19 protein-coding genes, 1 tRNA gene and 1 pseudogene are annotated in these 16,797 nt (G+C 70.8%); 9 read left to right on the top strand and 12 right to left on the bottom strand.

Features of this window, described 5'->3' with window-relative positions:
* The first annotated feature begins 163 nt into the window (after positions 1-163).
* Positions 164-646 (top strand): DUF2231 domain-containing protein, encoded by a 483-nt coding sequence (locus ACIBEF_RS13420; RefSeq protein ID WP_396793699.1) that lies wholly within the window; start codon positions 164-166, stop codon positions 644-646.
* Between the two features lie 33 nt (positions 647-679).
* Here the strand turns inward: ACIBEF_RS13420 and ACIBEF_RS13415 are convergent, their stop codons facing one another.
* Complete coding sequence (locus tag ACIBEF_RS13415) at positions 680-1,186, bottom strand: hypothetical protein (protein ID WP_396793643.1); 507 nt, start codon at positions 1,184-1,186, stop codon at positions 680-682.
* A gap of 143 nt (positions 1,187-1,329) precedes the next feature.
* On the opposite strand from ACIBEF_RS13415, the gene ACIBEF_RS13410 reads away from it, so the two are divergent.
* Entirely contained in the window at positions 1,330-1,512 is a 183-nt protein-coding gene (locus ACIBEF_RS13410) for a hypothetical protein (RefSeq protein ID WP_396793642.1), read from the top strand.
* 126 nt (positions 1,513-1,638) lie between these two features.
* On the opposite strand, the gene ACIBEF_RS13405 is transcribed toward ACIBEF_RS13410, so the two are convergent.
* Complete coding sequence (locus ACIBEF_RS13405; protein ID WP_396793641.1) at positions 1,639-1,836, bottom strand: hypothetical protein; 198 nt, start codon at positions 1,834-1,836, stop codon at positions 1,639-1,641.
* A gap of 281 nt (positions 1,837-2,117) precedes the next feature.
* Here ACIBEF_RS13405 and ACIBEF_RS13400 point away from each other — a divergent pair, with 281 nt between their 5' ends.
* Complete coding sequence (locus tag ACIBEF_RS13400) at positions 2,118-2,345, top strand: hypothetical protein (RefSeq protein ID WP_396793703.1); 228 nt, start codon at positions 2,118-2,120, stop codon at positions 2,343-2,345.
* Positions 2,346-2,359: 14 nt separating this feature from the next.
* Here ACIBEF_RS13400 and ACIBEF_RS13395 read toward each other — a convergent pair.
* Positions 2,360-2,566: pseudogene (locus tag ACIBEF_RS13395) on the bottom strand (FmdB family zinc ribbon protein); the annotation flags it as partial.
* Positions 2,563-3,240, bottom strand: coding sequence for a 5-formyltetrahydrofolate cyclo-ligase (locus tag ACIBEF_RS13390; protein WP_396793640.1), 678 nt, complete (start codon positions 3,238-3,240; stop codon positions 2,563-2,565). The pseudogene ACIBEF_RS13395 and the gene ACIBEF_RS13390, both read right to left, overlap by 4 nt.
* An 84-nt stretch (positions 3,241-3,324) precedes the next feature.
* Here ACIBEF_RS13390 and ACIBEF_RS13385 point away from each other — a divergent pair, with 84 nt between their 5' ends.
* From ACIBEF_RS13385 to ACIBEF_RS13360, 6 genes are all read left to right on the top strand, one after another.
* Complete coding sequence (locus tag ACIBEF_RS13385; RefSeq protein WP_396793639.1) at positions 3,325-5,679, top strand: diguanylate cyclase; 2,355 nt, start codon at positions 3,325-3,327, stop codon at positions 5,677-5,679.
* A gap of 9 nt (positions 5,680-5,688) precedes the next feature.
* Complete coding sequence (locus ACIBEF_RS13380) at positions 5,689-6,651, top strand: UTP--glucose-1-phosphate uridylyltransferase (RefSeq protein ID WP_396793638.1); 963 nt, start codon at positions 5,689-5,691, stop codon at positions 6,649-6,651.
* Entirely contained in the window at positions 6,648-7,961 is a 1,314-nt protein-coding gene (glp, locus tag ACIBEF_RS13375; RefSeq protein ID WP_091394702.1) for a gephyrin-like molybdotransferase Glp, read from the top strand. The genes ACIBEF_RS13380 and glp overlap by 4 nt, the downstream gene beginning before the upstream one ends.
* A gap of 112 nt (positions 7,962-8,073) precedes the next feature.
* The gene (locus tag ACIBEF_RS13370) at positions 8,074-8,724 is read left to right on the top strand and encodes a GNAT family N-acetyltransferase (RefSeq protein WP_396793637.1); all 651 of its coding nucleotides are present in this window, start codon (positions 8,074-8,076) and stop codon (positions 8,722-8,724) included.
* A gap of 200 nt (positions 8,725-8,924) precedes the next feature.
* Positions 8,925-9,707 carry a hypothetical protein gene (locus tag ACIBEF_RS13365; RefSeq protein WP_396793636.1) on the top strand — a complete coding sequence of 261 codons (783 nt, stop codon included), beginning with the start codon at positions 8,925-8,927 and terminating at the stop codon, positions 9,705-9,707.
* Positions 9,708-9,978: 271 nt separating this feature from the next.
* Positions 9,979-10,052, top strand: a tRNA-Ala gene (locus tag ACIBEF_RS13360).
* Positions 10,053-10,116: 64 nt separating this feature from the next.
* Here the strand turns inward: ACIBEF_RS13360 and ACIBEF_RS13355 are convergent.
* From ACIBEF_RS13355 to ACIBEF_RS13320, 8 genes are all read right to left on the bottom strand, one after another.
* Positions 10,117-11,364: a tyrosine-type recombinase/integrase gene (locus tag ACIBEF_RS13355; protein ID WP_396793635.1), complete on the bottom strand. Its 1,248-nt coding sequence runs from the start codon at positions 11,362-11,364 to the stop codon at positions 10,117-10,119.
* Between the two features lies 1 nt (position 11,365).
* Entirely contained in the window at positions 11,366-11,554 is a 189-nt protein-coding gene (locus tag ACIBEF_RS13350) for a helix-turn-helix transcriptional regulator (RefSeq protein ID WP_396793634.1), read from the bottom strand.
* Positions 11,551-12,846, bottom strand: coding sequence for a replication initiator (locus tag ACIBEF_RS13345; RefSeq protein WP_396793698.1), 1,296 nt, complete (start codon positions 12,844-12,846; stop codon positions 11,551-11,553). Before ACIBEF_RS13345 ends, ACIBEF_RS13350 begins: the two co-directional genes overlap by 4 nt.
* Positions 12,847-12,990: 144 nt before the next feature.
* Positions 12,991-13,980: a hypothetical protein gene (locus tag ACIBEF_RS13340; RefSeq protein WP_396793697.1), complete on the bottom strand. Its 990-nt coding sequence runs from the start codon at positions 13,978-13,980 to the stop codon at positions 12,991-12,993.
* Positions 13,944-15,029 carry a cell division protein FtsK gene (locus tag ACIBEF_RS13335; RefSeq protein ID WP_396793696.1) on the bottom strand — a complete coding sequence of 362 codons (1,086 nt, stop codon included), beginning with the start codon at positions 15,027-15,029 and terminating at the stop codon, positions 13,944-13,946. Before ACIBEF_RS13335 ends, ACIBEF_RS13340 begins: the two co-directional genes overlap by 37 nt.
* 382 nt (positions 15,030-15,411) lie before the next feature.
* Positions 15,412-15,648, bottom strand: a complete 237-nt coding sequence (locus ACIBEF_RS13330) for a hypothetical protein (protein WP_396793633.1) — start codon at positions 15,646-15,648, stop codon at positions 15,412-15,414.
* The gene (locus ACIBEF_RS13325; RefSeq protein WP_396793695.1) at positions 15,648-15,923 is read right to left on the bottom strand and encodes a hypothetical protein; all 276 of its coding nucleotides are present in this window, start codon (positions 15,921-15,923) and stop codon (positions 15,648-15,650) included. The genes ACIBEF_RS13330 and ACIBEF_RS13325 overlap by 1 nt, the downstream gene beginning before the upstream one ends.
* Before the next feature lie 415 nt (positions 15,924-16,338).
* Positions 16,339-16,662, bottom strand: a complete 324-nt coding sequence (locus ACIBEF_RS13320; protein ID WP_396793632.1) for a hypothetical protein — start codon at positions 16,660-16,662, stop codon at positions 16,339-16,341.
* Positions 16,663-16,797 lie beyond the last annotated feature (135 nt).

The raw sequence follows: 16,797 nt of genomic DNA, 5'->3' as shown, positions 1-16,797 counted from the left end.
CGCCCGCTCCGCGTGGCCACCGACACAGCCAGGCAGGATCGGGAGTACGGCCCGAGCGGATGAACCCGATCGACGCGGCGCGCGTGTCATCCGTCGAGAGCCTGGGGACGATCGGCGGACCATAGGCTGAACACCCCTGACCATGATCCACCTGGAGGGTTCGATGTTCGAGGAGATCCTGGGTCTACCGGTGCACGTCCTGGTAATCCACGCGGTCGTCGTGTTCGTACCGCTGCTGGCGGTGCTGGCCATCGCGTACGTGGGGCTACCGCGGTGGCGGCACCGGCTGGACTGGGCCCTGGGCCTCCTCGCCGTGGCCGCGCCGGTGACCGCCTTCGTCGCGGTCGAGTCGGGTGAGGCACTCACCGACGCGCTGGTGGCCCGGGGCTTCCAGGGGCCGATCCTCGACCAGATCTTCGAGCACTCCCGCTACGGTGACATTCTGTTTCGCGTCGTGGTGCCGCTCGGGATCGTGGCCATCCTGCTGCTCGTGGCGACGAGTGGGCACCCCCGGGTGCCGCGGCTGCCCGCGCTGGTCACCCCCGTGCTGGCGGTAGCGGCCGTCGGGCTTTCCATCGCCGCCCTGATCTACGTCTACCTGACCGGCCACTCCGGCGCCGAGACGGTGTGGGGCACCACCCTCTGAGCTGCTGGTCGCTGCTGCCGCAGGGGGTGGGCATCAGAAGATGACCCGCGAGCAGAGCAGGCAGAGCAGTACCAGCAGCACCACGCCGGCCGCCGCCCCGAAGCCGTAGGTGACCCGCTGCGATCGCTGCTCGGCCGCGTCCAGGTCGGCCATGTCCTGCGGTGGCAGCCGTCGCGGCGGCGCCGGCTGCAGGTGTACGGGCGGACGCCAACCCGCCGGCGGCGGCACGCTCGGCGGCGGGCCGGAGTATCCGCCGGCAGGGCTTCCCGCCGGCGCGATTGGTGCGGGCGGCGGCGGGCCCGCGTTCCCGCTGGTAGTGCCCCCCGCCGACGCTGGTGCGGGCGGCGGCGGGCCCGCGTTCTCCCTCGGATGGTGGCCCGTCGATGCGGGGCTGGCCTGTTCGTTCTGCTGTGGGTTGGTGGGCCCGGCCGGTGGGGTGGTCGCGGGCGCGGCGGGAGGTTGGTCGGCCGCCGCGTCGTCGCCGGTGTCGGGCCGTCGCCAGTAGTCGTCCGGGTCGCTGCCACCGCTGGGGGTCGTCACGCCGTCCGACGCTACCAACGCCACCGGCGGCCCGGTCGCTTCTGGCCGGCGTGCCCACTGTCGGCGGTCCGGCCGGCTCTGGCCGGCGTGCCCAGTGCCGGCGGCCCGGTCCACCGCCGTCGGCTGAGCTAGTCTTGCCGCTCGTGAGCACCGAGGACCCTGGCACGCGCGGCGCGCGGGGAGACGATGACCGCGCCGTCGACCTGAGCGAAGACTTCGTGGTGCTGCCCGAGCAGACCACCGACGACACCGACCGTGGTTGGGGTGAGCGGTCGGGCGGCAATGACGACTGGCTGCTCGCCGAACGCCCCCCGCACTGGGAATGACCCCCGCAGGCTCGGCCAGACCCTGACGAGCTCGATCCGCCAGCCGATTCGCAGTGGGCGGTGGCCGGTGCTCGACCGGGGGCGGGTGCCTGTCCTGCTGCGCTCGCCCGACCGATCTTCGCCGGCCTACCGGGTCGGGTCGTCCGCCACCGACGGTGCGTCGGAGGGCACGGCGGTCGGAGGGCATCCGGTCGGGGTGTGCAGGACCGCGGCGGCCAGGCCGAGCAGCGCGGCGACCAGACCGGCCCGGAGCAGGGCGCGCCCGCCGGGCAGAGTGAGCTGGCGCAGCGGGCGCAACGCCCGCGCGGAATCCGGATCGACCATCGCCTCTGCCGCCTCCCGTCTCCGAGCGCCGCAGTGGCACCCGTGTACGGGAGGCTAGGCAGTTCCCGCCGCCTCGGCCGACCCACGGCCGCCGCCTGTGGACAACCGCCCGGCCTGTGGACAACGCGCATCCGTCGGCGCGATCTGCTAGGAGAACCGCTTTGATCGACTCGGGATCAGGGAAAGCGGGCGGTCAGAGCGACGGGGACAGGCCGACTTCCTGGAACCCGAGTCGATCGAGGCCCGACCCGTGGCGGGGTCGGGCCTTCGGCGATCAGGACGTGGAGCTGGCCGTCGCCGCCTTTCCGCCGCCCGATGCACCCGAGGACGAGCCGGAAGACGACCCGGTCGAGGACGACGACCCCGAGGACGAGGACGACCCGGAGGAGGACGAGGACCCCGACGAGGACGACGAGCTGTCAGCGGAGGACGACTCGGACTTCGCCGGCTTGGTGGTCGTGCCGCCGGCGGTCGTCTCGGAACCGGACGCCCGCGAGTCGGTGCGGTAGAAGCCCGAACCCTTGAAGACGATGCCGACCGAGTTGAAGACCTTGCGCAGCCGCCCCTGACACGCCGGGCACTCGGTCAGCGGCTCGTCAGAGAAGGACTGCACCGCCTCGAGCTGCTCACCGCACGTGGTGCAGGCGTACTGGTACGTGGGCACGTTCTCCTCCGGATCTGGGCTCAGCCAGTTGGCACTCGACGTATTCGAGTGCCAATGGTGCGTCATTCGCCCCGGGTTCGTCCAGCAGACGTGTGGGGCGCGACACCGTGCGCCACACCCGGGCCGCCGTCAAGCGTACGCACCCCGCCGGCAGGAGTGACGGCCGCGCGCACCCGACGGTCGTGGGGCTCCGCCGGCAGCGCCTCGACCAGCTCACCGTCGTGCAGCGGCACCACCGTCAGGGTCGCTGCGGGTACCCGGGCGAGGGCGCGGTCGTACGACCCGCCACCGCGCCCGAGCCGCCGACCGTGGTGGTCGACCGCGAGAGCCGGAACGACCACGAGTTCCGCGTGCGCCACGGCGGCCACCCCGAGACGGGCACCGACTGGTTCTCGGATACCCCGTCCCGCCGCGATCAAGGCATCGGGCTCGGTATACGCCGCCCAGTCCAGATCCAGGTCACCGAGGAGCACCGGCAGCAGCAACTCGGCGTCCGCCGGCAGCGCCGCCCGCAGCACCTCGGGCAGGTCGGGCCCGCCCGGTTCGGAGCCGACCGGCACGTACGCCGTCATCCGGTGTGGGCGCAGCCGGCGTACCAGGGCGGCCAGTTCGGCCTGCACGCGCCCGGCGGCGGCTGCCCGGCTCGGGGCGGGCAGCGACCGGCGGCGGGCGAGCAGCTCGACGCGGGTGTTCCGCTTCGCCACCCGGGTCACTTCCGCTTCATCAGAAAATTCCGGCACGCAACACTCCTGACGCAACGCCTCTCCCACGGTTGCACTGTGTCAGCATCGCAAGCAACGGAGGCGGAACTTCCGGGGGGACGAGTGACGCTACGCGGGCGGTTGACGGCAGCCTTCCTCGTGGTGGTGCTCGGGCCCGTCCTGCTCGGCGCGCTCTTCGTCGCCTCCACCGTCGCGGCGGTGGACCGCAGCCGCTCCACAGAGCGCCTGGCGGTGGCTGCCTCCACGGTTCGTACCTCGGTCGACGCGCTCTGCCAGCAGCTACGCGCCACCGCCGACGCGGTGGCGCTCACCGCCGAGCCGGCCGTCGCCGCCGCGCAACTGGTCGGCCGGGGTCTGGCCGCCGCGGTGCTGGTCAGCGACGTGGCCGGCCAGGTCACCTACCTGTCGCCCGGTGCTCCGTCGACCCCGTGGCAGGACTGCGGCGGCTCGGCCGAGGGCACGAACGGGGGCTCGAACCCGGGCTCGGCCGGCCCGGTCCGTGCGTTGGCCGCCCAGGTCGACCTGCACGATCGCGCCGGCACCCGGCTGGGCACTGTGACCGCCGCGCAACTGGTCGACCCGGCCTTCGTGGCCCGACTGGCGGCGGTGACCGGGGTGGCGGTCACCCTCCTCGACAGTGGGGCGAGCGCCGCGCGGGTCACCCACACGACCGAGTCCCGTGACGTCCGCGACGCGGTGCTGGCCGCCGCCGTCGGCGTACGGGGCGAGCAGGTCACCGAGACCGACGAGGGCCGGTACGTGCGCAGGCTCGGGCCCTCCGACGCGCAGCCACTGCCACTGGTGCTCTCCGTTCCCAGTGAACGGCCACCGGGGTTGCACGCCACGCTGGTCGGGGTGGTCGTGCTGGCCGGGCTGCTCGCGGTGCTGGCCGCCTGGCGGCTGGCCCGGGTGACCACCCGGCCGCTGGCGGAACTGGCCGGTGCCGTCGACCGGGTGGCCCAGGGCGACCTGACCGCCCGGGTGCCGGTGCGCAGTCGTGACGAGTTGGGTCGGTTGGCCGCCGCGTTCAACCGGATGACCCGGGAGACCGGCTCCTACGTCGCGGCGTTGACCAGCAACCGGGACCAGTTGCGCGGGCACCTCGCGGTGCTCGGCGACACCCTGGCCAGCACACACGACCTGCAACGCATCCTGCGGGTGATCCTGCGCAGCGCCATCGGGGCCACCGGCGCGCGTGCCGGTGCCGTGCTGCTGGTGGAGACCGGCGGGGTGCTCGTCGCCCAGTGCACGGAGGGGTTGGACGGGCGCTGGCCGGCGGAGGAGGCGGACGGGACGCAGACGCTCCGGGTGCCGGTCGGCGTCGGCGTGGTCGGTGAGGTCGCCGCCACCGGGGAACCGCAACGGGGCAGGGCGGAGCAGACCGAGGCGCCAACGGGTGAGCCGCGCTGTCGCACCTACGTCGCGGTTCCGTTCGCCGCCCCGCCCGGCGGTGCCACGGCCACCCTCGGCGGATCCTCGGGGCCGGTCGACGAGGCGGGCGCGGCGGCCGCCCTCGGCGTGCTGGCCCTCTACGACCGGCTGGGCGCCGACGAGTTCGACGACGACGACCTGGCCACCCTGCGCACCTTCGCCGGCCACGCGGCCGTGGCGGTGGACAACGTCCGGGTGCACGAGGAGGCGCAGCGGCTCTCCCTCACCGACCCGCTCACCGGGCTGTGGAACTACCGCTACCTGCGCGAGTCGATCCGGCGGGAGGTGGAACGGGCCAGCCGCTTCGGGCGGATGCTCAGCGTCCTCGCGTTGGACCTGGACCGGTTCAAGGACGTCAACGACACCTACGGGCACGCCGCGGGGGACACCGTCCTGGCCGAGTTCGCCCGCCGGGTGCGCGGGGAGATCCGGGAGGTCGACCTGGCCTTCCGCCAGGGTGGTGAGGAGTTCGTGCTGCTGCTGCCGGAGACCGACGCGCGGGGCGCGGCGATCGTGGCCGAGCGGCTCGGCGCGGCGGTGCGCGACACGCCCATCGCCGTCGAGGCGTACGCCGGGCCGGTCCTGGTGACCGTGTCGGTGGGCATCGCCGTCTTCCCGGACCACGGCAGCACCGGGCGGGAGGTGCTGGAGGCCGCCGACGACGCCCTCTACGCGGCCAAGGCGGCGGGCCGTGACACGTACCGGGTCGCCGAGGTTCGCTCGGATCTGCCGACCCGGGAAATTCCCGTGCTCGCGTGCGCGGTGAGCCCAACCGACGGGCTGCCGCGCGCCGGCCAGCCGGTGCAGGCCAGCCGGGAGCCGGGCGGGCCCGCCCGGTCCGACCCGGCGGTGGGCGTACCGGAATCATCGCTGGCGGGCCCGGCGCACGCCCGACCGGATTCGGTCGACGACACGCCGGACGGCGCGACGGACGCGGCGCGGGCCGGCCCGGACGCGGCGCGGCCGGGGCCGGGTGGCGGCGCGTCTTCTGGGCCACACCCGCCGCGGCAGAGCCGTGGCCGATAGTCTCGCGGCATGTCGGAGCACTCAGCGAACCCCTCATCGACGGTCGCCGCAAACGGCCGTCCCCTGGCGGTCAAGGCCGTCATCCCGGCCGCCGGACTGGCCACCCGGTTCCTGCCGGCCACCAAGGCGGTGCCCAAGGAACTGCTGCCGGTGGTGGATCGGCCGGTGTTGCAGTACATCGTCGAGGAGGCCACGCAGGCCGGCATCGGTGACGTGTTGCTGATCACCGGTCGGGGTAAGACGTCGATGGTGGACCACTTCGACCGTCGCCCGGACCTGGAGACCAGGTTGGAGGAGAAGGGCGACTCCGAGCGGCTGGCCGCCGTACGTCGGCCCAGCGAGCTGGCCGAGATCTACACGGTGCGGCAGCCCGAGCAGCTCGGGCTCGGCCACGCCATCGGGTACGCCGAGTCGCACGTCGGCGACGCCGCCTTCGCGGTGCTGCTCGGCGACGAGTTCGTCAAGCCGTCGGAGCCGCTGCTGCCGGCGATGCTGGAGTTGCAGGCCCGCACCGGTGGTGTGGTGCTCGCCTTCTTCGAGGTCGACCCGTCCGAGACCAAGCGGTACGGGATCGCCTCCGTCGAACCGGCCGAGTCGGAGCTGACCGACATCGGCGAGGTCGTCAAGGTGACCGGGATGGTGGAGAAGCCGCAGCCGGAGGACGCCCCGAGCAACCTGGCGGTGCTGGGCCGCTACGTGTTGCCGGGCAAGATCTTCGACGCGATCCGGCGGACCAAGCCGGGCAGCGGCGGCGAGATCCAGCTGACCGACGCGATGGAGCTGCTGCGTACCGAGGGCACCCCGGTGCACGCGATCGTCTACCGGGGCACCCGCTACGACACCGGCATGCCGCTGGGATACCTCCAGACGGTGGTGCAGATCGCCGCTGAGCGCGAGGACCTGGGCGCCGAGTTCCGGTCCTGGCTGGCCGACTTCGTCAAGGCCGACGCGGCAGGCGGATCTGGTACATGACAGCGACGGCCGACGCCGAGGCGGCCGCGAACGAGTTGACGCCGCTCGCCGACTACCTGGGCAGCGTGCTGCGCAGGTTGCGCGCGCTGCCGCCACTCGACCTCGACCTCACCCAGGCGCACGGCAACGTCCTCGCCGAGGACGTCGTCGCGCCGCACGCCTTTCCGGCCTTCGACCAGGCGGCCGTGGACGGCTACGCCGCGCGCTGGGAGGACATCTCCGGAGGGGGGAGGGGGCCGAGCTACGTCCCGGCCCCCTCCGGCACGCCAGGCGGTCGCACCATCCGGCTCAACGTGGTCGGCGATCTCGGCGCCGCGAGCTGGCGGCCGGTCCGGCTCACCCCCGGCTCGTGCTTCTCGGTGGCCGCCGGGGCTCCGCTGCCGGTCGCCGCCGACGTCGTGGTCCCGGTGGAGTGGACCGACCAGGGCATGGCCGCGGTGGAGATCTTCCGCACCCCCAAACGGGGGTACGGGGTACGCCGAGCGGGTGAGGAACTGCCCGCCGGCACCCTCCTCGCTCGGGCCGGCACCTACGTGTCCCCGGCCCTGGTCGCCGTCTTCGCGGCGACCGGCATCGGGCACGTGGTGGTCCGGCCCAGTCCACGGGTGGTCATCGTGGCCACCGGTGACGAACTCGTCGACGTCGGCCGGGGCAGTCAGCCCGGTCAGGTGGTGGACGCCAACTCGCACGCGTTGACCGCCGCGGCGGCCGAGGTGGGCGCGCTGGCGTACCGGGTGGGAATCTGCGACGACGACCCGGAGGGGCTGCGCGGGCTGCTGGAGGACCAGACGCTGCGTGCCGACCTGATCATCACGACCGGGGGCACCGGCACCGGCCCCGGAGACATGGTGCGTCGGATCCTCTCCCGCCGTGAGGGCGGTCGCGCCGGGCCGGTCACCTTCACCGACGTGGCGCTCTACCCCGGCACCGCGCTCGGGTTCGGCACTGTCGGCGCCGAGGAGGTGCCGGTGGTCTGCCTGCCCGGCGACCCGGGTGCCGCGTTGATCGGCTTCGAGGTGCTGGCCCGCCCCGCCATCCAACTGCTCGCCGGCGCCGAACCGGTGTTCCGACCCAGTGTGCGGGCACACCTGCTGGAGACCGTGTCGTCGCCGACCGGGCTCCGCGAGTTCCGGCCGGCGCACGTCGCGGAGCGACGCGGCGGCGGGTACACGGTCCAGCCGCTCAGCGGCGGACCGTTCACCCTCTCCGGGTTGGCCGAGGCCAACGGGCTGCTGGTGCTCGGCGAGCGGGTCACCACGGCCGCGGCCGGTTCCACCGTGGACGTCCTGCTGCTGGACCGCCGCCGGTGACGCGTCCCGGCCGGCCCGCTCGCGGCCCGCGTCGGGGTGATCGTCGGATCTGTGCGGTGAACGCGGTGAGGCCACTTGTGCGCGACACGGTCCCGCGCGGGAGACTGTCCAGGTGAGTCTCTTCGGACCCGCGCGGGCACCGGGCTGGCCGGTGGAACTGGCCGACGGCCCAGTGCTGCTGCGGCCGTACCGGCGCTCCGACGCGGCGGCGTGGTCGGAGGTGCGGCGGGCCAACCGGGCCTGGCTGGCACCCTGGGAGTCGTCACTGCCCGGCGGCTGGGATGAGATGAACTCGCCGGCCGCGTTCCGCTGGGTGCACCGTGACCAGCGGCGCTCGGCCCGCGAGGGTGAGGGCATGCCGTTCGCGGTCTGCCTGCGTGAGGCCGACCGGCACCGGCTGGTCGGGCACATCAACGTGGGCAGCATCGTGCGGCGGGCGCTCTGCTCCGGCTACGTCGGCTACTGGGTGGACGCCCGGGCCGCCGGCCAGGGTGTGATCCCGACTGCGCTGGCGCTCGCCGTGGACCACGCGTTCGGCCCGGGCGGGCTGCACCGGGTGGAGGTGAACATCCGTCCGGAGAACCGGCCGTCGCGGCGGGTGGTGGAGAAGTTGGGCTTCCGCGAGGAGTCGTACCACGTGCGCTACATGCACATCGACGGCGCCTGGCGGGACCACATCGGGTACGCGATGACGAGTGAGGAGATCGCCACCGAGGGTGGCCTGCTGGCCCGCTGGCACCGCGTTCGCGCCAACGCGCGGTAGGAGGATTTCCCGACATCCGCCCACTCGTCCCACGGACGGGATCGGCGCGGCGCGGTGGCAACCCGGTCGGTGCGCCGTAACCTCAAGTAACTGCAAGCTACGGCAAGCGCTCCCCGGCCGGACGATCCACGCGCCCAGGCGTGATCGATGGAAGATCCTGCGGTCGGGTGGCGGTTGCTTCGAATTCGGTGACGGGAGGGGTGAGGGTGCCGACCTCGGTGCTCCTCGCCGTCCTCGCCGCCGCCGGCCTGCTCGCCCTGGCCCCGGCGTTGGTTCGCCGGTACGACGCCACCGAGCGGCTGGTGGCGGAGCGGGCGCAGTCGACGGCGCGGGTGCTCCAGCGCCGCCGACGGCGCCGCACTGTGCCGGGACGGCAACCCGTCCACCCTCCGCGCTCACTGGTCGTCACCCTCAGTGAAGACGCGACTACCGGCGTGTTGGGCGCGCCGGTCTCCGCACCGCCGGCCGTCCGCCGCTCCGGTCGACTGCGCGCCGTGCCCCCCGCGCCGAAGCGGTCCCGTCGCCGCCCGCCGCAGCGCCGACAGCACACCCCCGCCGTCTACCGGCGTCGCCGTGTGCTCGCGGCCCTCCTGCTCCTCAACGTCGTCGAGCTGATCGGTGTGCTGTTCGTCAGCCCCGGCTTCTGGGTCGGCTTCGGGGTCACCTTCCTGCTCCTGGCCCTCTACGTCGTGCACCTACGGGGTCAGGCCCTGGCCGGGCGTCGCCGCCGCCGCGCCCGAGCCCGGGAGGCCGCCTGGTTGGCCGCCCGGCAGGCCGAGGTGCGCCGGGAGCAGGCCCGCAGGGCCGCGGCCCGCCGGGAGGCGCAGCGCCGCCTCGCCGCCCAGCGCGAAGGGGTACGCCGAGCCGCCATGGGCCTGGACCGGCCGGGAGACCTGCCGGCGGCGGTCAACGGTGGATCGGTCTCGTACCGGCGGTCGGGCGGCCTGCGTGGCCGCCCCTACGAGGCCGGCCGAGGCGCCTGACCCGGTCCCGTCGGGCCTCGGTCCCGTCGGGCCTCGTCCCGTCGGTGCCTCGGTCCCGGCCGTGCCTGGCCGGCTTGATCGACTCGGGTTCCTGGAAGTCGGGGGGTTGCGGCGTCCGGGATGCCCCGGTTTCCAGGAACCCGAGTCGATCTTCGGACGGGCCGGAGCGCCGGGCAGGGGGCGGATTCGCGGTGGAGGCCGACGACCTGTTAGCCTTGCTGCCGGCCCGCCCGGTGTAAGCCGGGTGGGACCGAAGCCGGTTCGCCGGCGGGGGGCTGTGGCGCAGACTGGTAGCGCACCTCGTTCGCATCGAGGGGGTCAGGGGTTCAAATCCCCTCAGCTCCACCCATACCATCAACGGCCAGCGGAAACGCTGGCCGTTGATCATTTGGCACAGATCCGGCACAACTTAGCCCGGAAGCGCCGACCCCGAGCGGTTCCCCGCAGCCTCCCGAAGCGCCGTGCTGACGATGTTGCGGCGACGGTTCTTCTTCGGCCACCAGTGCACGTACGTCTCCAACGTGATGCGCAGGCTGGAGTGCCGTAGGGCGTTCTGCACGTCGGTCGGATCGGCACCCGAGGTGATCAGCCGAGTCGCGTAGTAGTGCCGCAGAGAGTGGAACGTGCCTTCGTCAGGCCATCCCGCCGCCTTGCGCCAGCCCCGCCACAGGTCTGACCAGCGCTGATCATGAATCGGCCTGCCTTGCTCGTCGGTGAACAGCAGCGGGACCGCCCGACGCTTCGCCTGCTTTCCCGGGTCGGGAGTCCCCGCAGTGATGTCGGGCAGTTCCACCGCCACCGGCGGGTACTTGCGGACGTGCTCCGCGAGCACCAGCGCCACATGGTCGTCCAGGTCAATGTCACCGACCGAACCCGCTTTTGGCGGGGCGAGGTAGAACCCGCCGTACTCGTTCTTGTGAAAGCGGAGCTGCTGAACCACGTGCAGTTCCTGGCGAGGCCGGTCGACGCATCGCACGCCGTCCTCCAGGCCCAGGACTTCACCGAGGCGCAGCCCTTCACCCGCGCCACACCAGATGGCCGCCTGGTAGCGGTCGGGCACGGCGTCGACCAGGGCGAGCATGTCCTCATCGGTCGGCACCCACTTCGGAGCCCGCGAAAAACCTCGCAGGATCGCCGACAGCCGCACCGCCTTGCAGGGGTTGTCAGGGATCACCCGGTCCGCGACGGCCGCGTTCATGACGGCGTTGAACAGGTCGAAGTACGTCTTCACCGAGGACTGCGCCACGTTGTTTCGCAGCAGTAGCGCCACCCACTCCAGGACGTCCGTGACCGTGATCGCCCGCATCTGCCGCTTGCCGACGTGCGGGTAGAGGTGATGCCGCAGACGCGATTCCGTGTGGCGCTGGTAGTCGAGGGCTTGCCCGATCTGACGCGAGAGTCGCCACCGCTCCCCATACTCACGGAAGGTCACCTGACGCTCAGCCTGGTCGGCCTTGGTCTCTTCGGCGAGTCCGGCCCGCGCCGCCACATCGAAGGCTTCCGCGTCGACCTTGCGTTCAAACAGCTTTTCGCGGGGCTCGCCTGCGGCGTCGGCGTAGCGCACTCGCCATCGCTTGCCCCTGCCGTGCCGCTTGGAGGGGAGCCGCTTTTTGTCTGGTCCGCGTTTGGTGAGGTACCAGAGGTCATCGATGGGCATGTCAGGCCGCCTTGTTGTTGAACCAGGCCCGCACGTCGGCGGGGTCGTAGCGGAGGTGTCGGCCGACGCGGGATGCGCGGGGGCCGGTTCGGCGGTGACGCCATTGGTAGAGGGTGCCGACGGGGATGCCGAGGAACGCCGACACGTCGGTGACGGTCCATAGGCGTTCGATGGTGGTGGGGGTGGTCATCGGGGTTCCTTTCTGGCTTGCTGTCGTGCGGCTCGAATTCGGTCTCCGATCGCGGTGGCGAGTTCGAGTTGTTCGGGGGTGTCGTAGCCGATGCCGAGGATCTGCCAGTTGTTGACGACCAGGACATCGGTGTCTTCGGGCAGGCCGGCTTCGGTGAGCGCCGTGTGGATTTGGTGGGTTCGGCGTTCGGCGCGGAGGTTTTTGAAGGTCGTGGAGTAGATGCGCGATTTGGTGAGGAAGTGGCCTCGGAAACCGAGCATGTGCGCCCAGTGGCGCAGTTTCAGGTCGGCGTATTGGTCGAGTCCGCCGAGGTCCCAGGCGGTTTGGATCATCGCCCGGTGGTGCGCGGAGACCTGGAGCCGGTCGATGTGCATCTGTGAACGGATGCGACGATCGCCGGTCTCCGTAGCGCCGGTGCCCTTGGTGGCGTACTTGGCGATGTAGCCGGCCAGGCGGGTGTCGGCCACGGCCTGGTCCCCGTCGTCGTCTCCGTCGTTGATGTCGATGTCGGTTGCGGTGATGTCCTTGACGTCGACCTGTGCGCCCCAGCCGAGGAGCAGCGCGGTTGCGTCGGGTCGGACGGTGTCCAGCTCGACGGAGGAAGCCGCGGAACGCACCGCGTCAGCCAGAACATCAGGGGTGAGCCACGTTGGAGGCGAGGAGTCCGGCCCGGACGGGCCATCGGCGCGGATGACCGCGTGGAAGAGCACCAGGCCGCGCCGCTGGTATTCGGCGACCTTGGCGTAGGAGATCCGTAGGTGTGCGCCGGACGCGCGGACGGTGAGGCCACCAGCGGCGGCGACGGCGCGGCGTAGGGCGATGGTGAAGCGGTGCCAGAGTTGGCCGCTGTGCGCTTGCCACAGCACGGCCCCGGCGTAGTCGTAGGTGGCCGGGTCGAGCGGGCTACCCAGCAGCGGATGGCCTTCGGGGTGCCAGCGTCCACAAGAACACGGCCGCTTGCCGGGCCGGTTGTGCACCGGGCCGAACGATGGAGCGGTGAGGGTGACGAACAGGCGCGCGGACCGGGCCACGGTGGTGGGTACGCCTTTGCCGCCGGACATGCCCGCGTGAATGAGGTGCCAGGCGTCGGCGGCGTACCGGTCGGCGCAGGAGGGGCAGACGGCCGCGCGGCGGGTGCCGCAGGAGGCCCATACCCGTCCTTGCCGGGAGGCGATCAGGTCACCGCTGCCCATGTGCCGGACCTCGAACTTGCCGACCAGCCGGACCGGTTGCAGGCAGCCTTTGACGCTCTCGACGCCGGCCCGCCATTGCTTGTAGGCCGGCGAGCGCATCCATCGGGTCAACGCCGCTTCGGCGTCGTACACGGGGGTTGGTAGTGCCACGAGCCTTCTCCTTTCGGAGACGGGCCTGCCGTGCCCCAACGGGTGGAGCACGGCAGGTCAGAGTGAGGGGAATCAGTGCGCGTAGGTGGTGAATTAGTGCGTGTAGCCATTGGCCGTGGCCGGGGTGAACCGGTCAGCGACCTTCGACGCGATCGACGCCGGTAGCCGGGTGGCCTGTTGGATGTCGACGGCGGTGACCGGTCGGTCCAGGTCGGCAACGAGTCGCCGGATCTGGGCTTGCATCCCGGTCGGAATGCCCAAGCCGTCCAGGGCCGCAGGCTCCCCGATGGCGTCATTGGTCGAGTCCGTCCGGCGATGCGGGATCGAGGCGGGAACCGGCGCCGCAGCGGGTACCGCGATCGGGACCGGTGCCGGGGTGATGGGTTCCGCGACGACGGCCGGCACGGTTACCGGAGCCGGAGCCGGAGCCGGAGCCGGAGCCGGAGCCGGAGCCGAGGCGGGGCCGGCGGGGGTGCTGGTGGGCAGGGTGATGGCCCGTCGTGCTTGGGAGCAGCGTGCCTGCACGATCGGCATGACCTCGGCCAGGAAGAACACGAGGATCGGCACCATGAAGTGCGCGGCCAGCATTCCCGCGCTGATGCCGCCTTCACGAGGCAAGATCGCTGGCACGACGTTCATGACGAGCGTGGAGCCCAGCAGGAACCGTTTGAGCCAGTCAACCGCCTTGGAGTCGATCTCGATCTCTCGGGCGATCATCGCGGCTTCCCAGCGCAGAACGGTGATGAGGATGCCGACCAGGCACGGCTCGACACCCCAGCAGCCCCACCACACCGGGTCGGCCGGGGTGAGGTGACCGGCGAGGAAGTCCTGAACGCCAGTCGTGGTGAACACCGAACCGATGGCCAGGAACAGCCACAGTGAACGGGTCACGCTCACCCGCAGCCGCTCAATCTCCACGATGTCTAGCGCGGAGTCCTGTTCCAGGTCGTGGAGCTGACGGGCGACGTCAAGGCGCTTGCTCAGCTTGCGGACTGGGCGAGGCTGCTTCGCCGGTCGCTCGGTGGTGTCGTGGTTGTTCACCGTCGTCACCGCGCCGTCGTGGTGAGTTCGGTGTGGGGCCAGCCCGCGACGCGCACCAGCTCGGCAATGTCGGAGTCGTCGCAGTAGGCCGCCCGCACCCGCATCGGGGTCCGCGAACGCTGCCTGACCACGAACCCGATACCGGCCGAGTCCGCGACGTTCGGGATCTCGTCGGCGAGAGCGCCCCGGCGTCGCATGTCGTCACCAAGCACCATGTCGACGTGTCCGGCCGACGTGGCCCGCAGGCACACCCGCAGGGAGAACAGGTCTCGCTGAGGGATCACGTCCTTGGTGGGCTCTTGCAGAGCGCCGATGACGCTGCCGCCCAGGGCGCGAGCCTGCGACAGGATCAGCGGCAACACCGCCTGAACGCCCTTGGTGAGAGACCGGTCGCCGTACCCGGTCACCGCCCCCAGCTCATCGATGAGCAGCAGATCTAGGGGCGTTTCGCGCGACAGCTCGAACGTGCGCCGGCCCTGCTCCGCCAAGGTCTTCTTGCGGGCCTGCATGGTCTCCCAGAACCCGGCGACCACCTCAACGATGTCGCGGTCGGTCTCGGCGTAGCGGTAGGACACCGGCCGCAGGGCGTTCAATTCGGTGCCCTTGGGGTTGACCACGTGCACCCGCACCAGGCCGTCACGGATCAGCGGCGCGCACGCTCGCAGCGCCATCCAGGTGACCGAGTTCTTGCCCGACCCGGTGGCCCCGCCGACGAGCCAGTGTTGCCCGATCAGCGGCGCAGACCAGTCGGTGCCGTGCTCGGTCTCGCCCAGGTACACGTTCGCCAGACTCACCGCGTCGGCGTCAGCCGCAATCTCCGGCGGAACGATCACCTCAGTGAACGGCTCCGAGCGCTGCACAACCAGCGCGATCACCTGAGAGCGAACCCGCTCGACGCCCACCCGTTCGGCATTCAGCCCGACCGCCAGGGCTTCGGCCGCTTCCTCCCACAGCTTCACCGTCTGCCCAAGGAGGAGACGCACGTACACCGTCTCCGTCGACGGCGAGTGACTACGGATACGGACGATCCGAGGCACGTTGACAACCCCGGTCCGCCGATTCACGGTGACCAGGCCGCACTCCTCGGTGATCCGGCTCCACCACGGACCGAGGTACGCCCGCGACAGCCACCGCCGGCGCAACGCCCGCAACTGCGGAGCCGCCACCGCCGCCCAGGAGTCCGGGTGACCCCGGTACCAGCCGGCACCCGCCGCGAGCACACCCGCCGCCACACCACCCGTGGTCACCGGCCCGAGCTGCGCCATCGTGGTAGCGACCGCCGCCGGAGCAGCCACGAAGCCTGGATGCCGCGCAGCCCAACCCGCGACCTTCCATTCCCACCCCTGAGTACGCTTACCCATCTCCCGCACCTACCTTCACCAGTTGAAATGCGATTCGGTCAAACCTGTTTTGGGTAAAGAAAAGGCCCGGATCGGATAACCAACCCGGGCCTTCCCGTTGAAACAATTACTGTCAGCGCACCGCCGCGAACAACTTCTTCGCGCGACTCGTTGACTCCTTCGCTTCCCGCGTCTCCTCCATCCACGGCGCGGCCTCTTCGAGCAGCACCAGTAACACCGCGACCGCCCGACGAAGATCGTCGTAGTGCCGCATGTACCGATACCGCTCCGGCATTCCCTTCATCGAAGAACGCATCAGCCGCATCGCCTTATCGATCCCGTCATAGGTGTCGCTAATCTGGTACGACATCAGCCCACCTTCCACGGCTTGGCGACTAGATCCGCCTCAAACGTCTTCACCCGCGTGTGGAACGCCCGCAGAGCCTCCACCGCCTGCTTGTGCGCGTCTTCCAGGTCCTCGACCCGGGCCGCGAACTGGTACAGCGTCCCCGGGGGTGGCTCGCACCCCTTGATCAGGCTCTTCGCGCCGTCCATCAGCATCGACAGGCCCTGCACGTTGCCCATCAGCGCCTCATAACGAGACCTGCCGGTCAACGACTTCACGATCTCCGGCACAAAATCCATGCCTCTCCTTCCGATCTCCCGCACCACCATCGGTGGGCACCACCCGTCCCCGGAAACACAATCCAAGGGACGGATAGAAACCACCGACCGGCAACTACTCCCGACCGGACAGACGCCACACACGCCGCAACCGACGCCCCTCACGACGAATAAGACCGACGTTCAGGCAAACCGACAGCAACAGCAACCCGATAAGAATCAACTCGAAATCCGACACCGCAACCTCCCTTCCAAAATCGTTGTACGAATAGAGGCATTGAACCTGTTTTAGACAAGGTTGTATCCACTGTGTAATTTTCAAAGAACGAGCAGCCAAGGATTCAGCCCACACGCAAGCCGCATTGCCTTGACAAAGTGCCCCGACCCGACTCGAACGGGTCACCCACCAGAAAGGGGCGGGGCCGAAGTGTCTACCTCAGGCCGCCTTGAGGCTCTGCGCCTTCCACGTCAAGCCACTACGACCATCGCGCTCCCAGTGCGACACCGTGGCCCCGATCAGCTCCACCAGGTCACCCTCCTCGATCCCCTGCGGGTTGACCGACAGGGTGACCTTCAGTTCCTCGCCCTTGCCCCGGTAGCCGTCATCGGTCGCCAGCGGCTTGGCGAACACCCCCACCACGTACAGCGGGTCATCGGTCCCGTAAGCGGTGAGCACCCGCCCCTCCTGGTCCATCTTTATCGACGGCTCCTCCACCACCCGCAGTTTGAAGCCACCCATGTTCACCGGGATGTTCCGCATCTCTTGATCTCCCTCGTCTTGTTCGCTGCCCGTGTCGTGTGGACGCCTACCAGGACCATCTATGTCCAACGTCTATCTACCTGACTGGCCTGACTAGCCAGGTCGATGGATCGAAGGTACCCCTTCTTGGCTAGC

Origin of the sequence: Micromonospora sp. NPDC050795 (assembly GCF_044456785.1) — a bacterium.
In the GTDB taxonomy this organism is placed as follows: domain Bacteria; phylum Actinomycetota; class Actinomycetes; order Mycobacteriales; family Micromonosporaceae; genus Micromonospora.
This window is presented reverse-complemented; position numbering and strand designations above follow the sequence as displayed.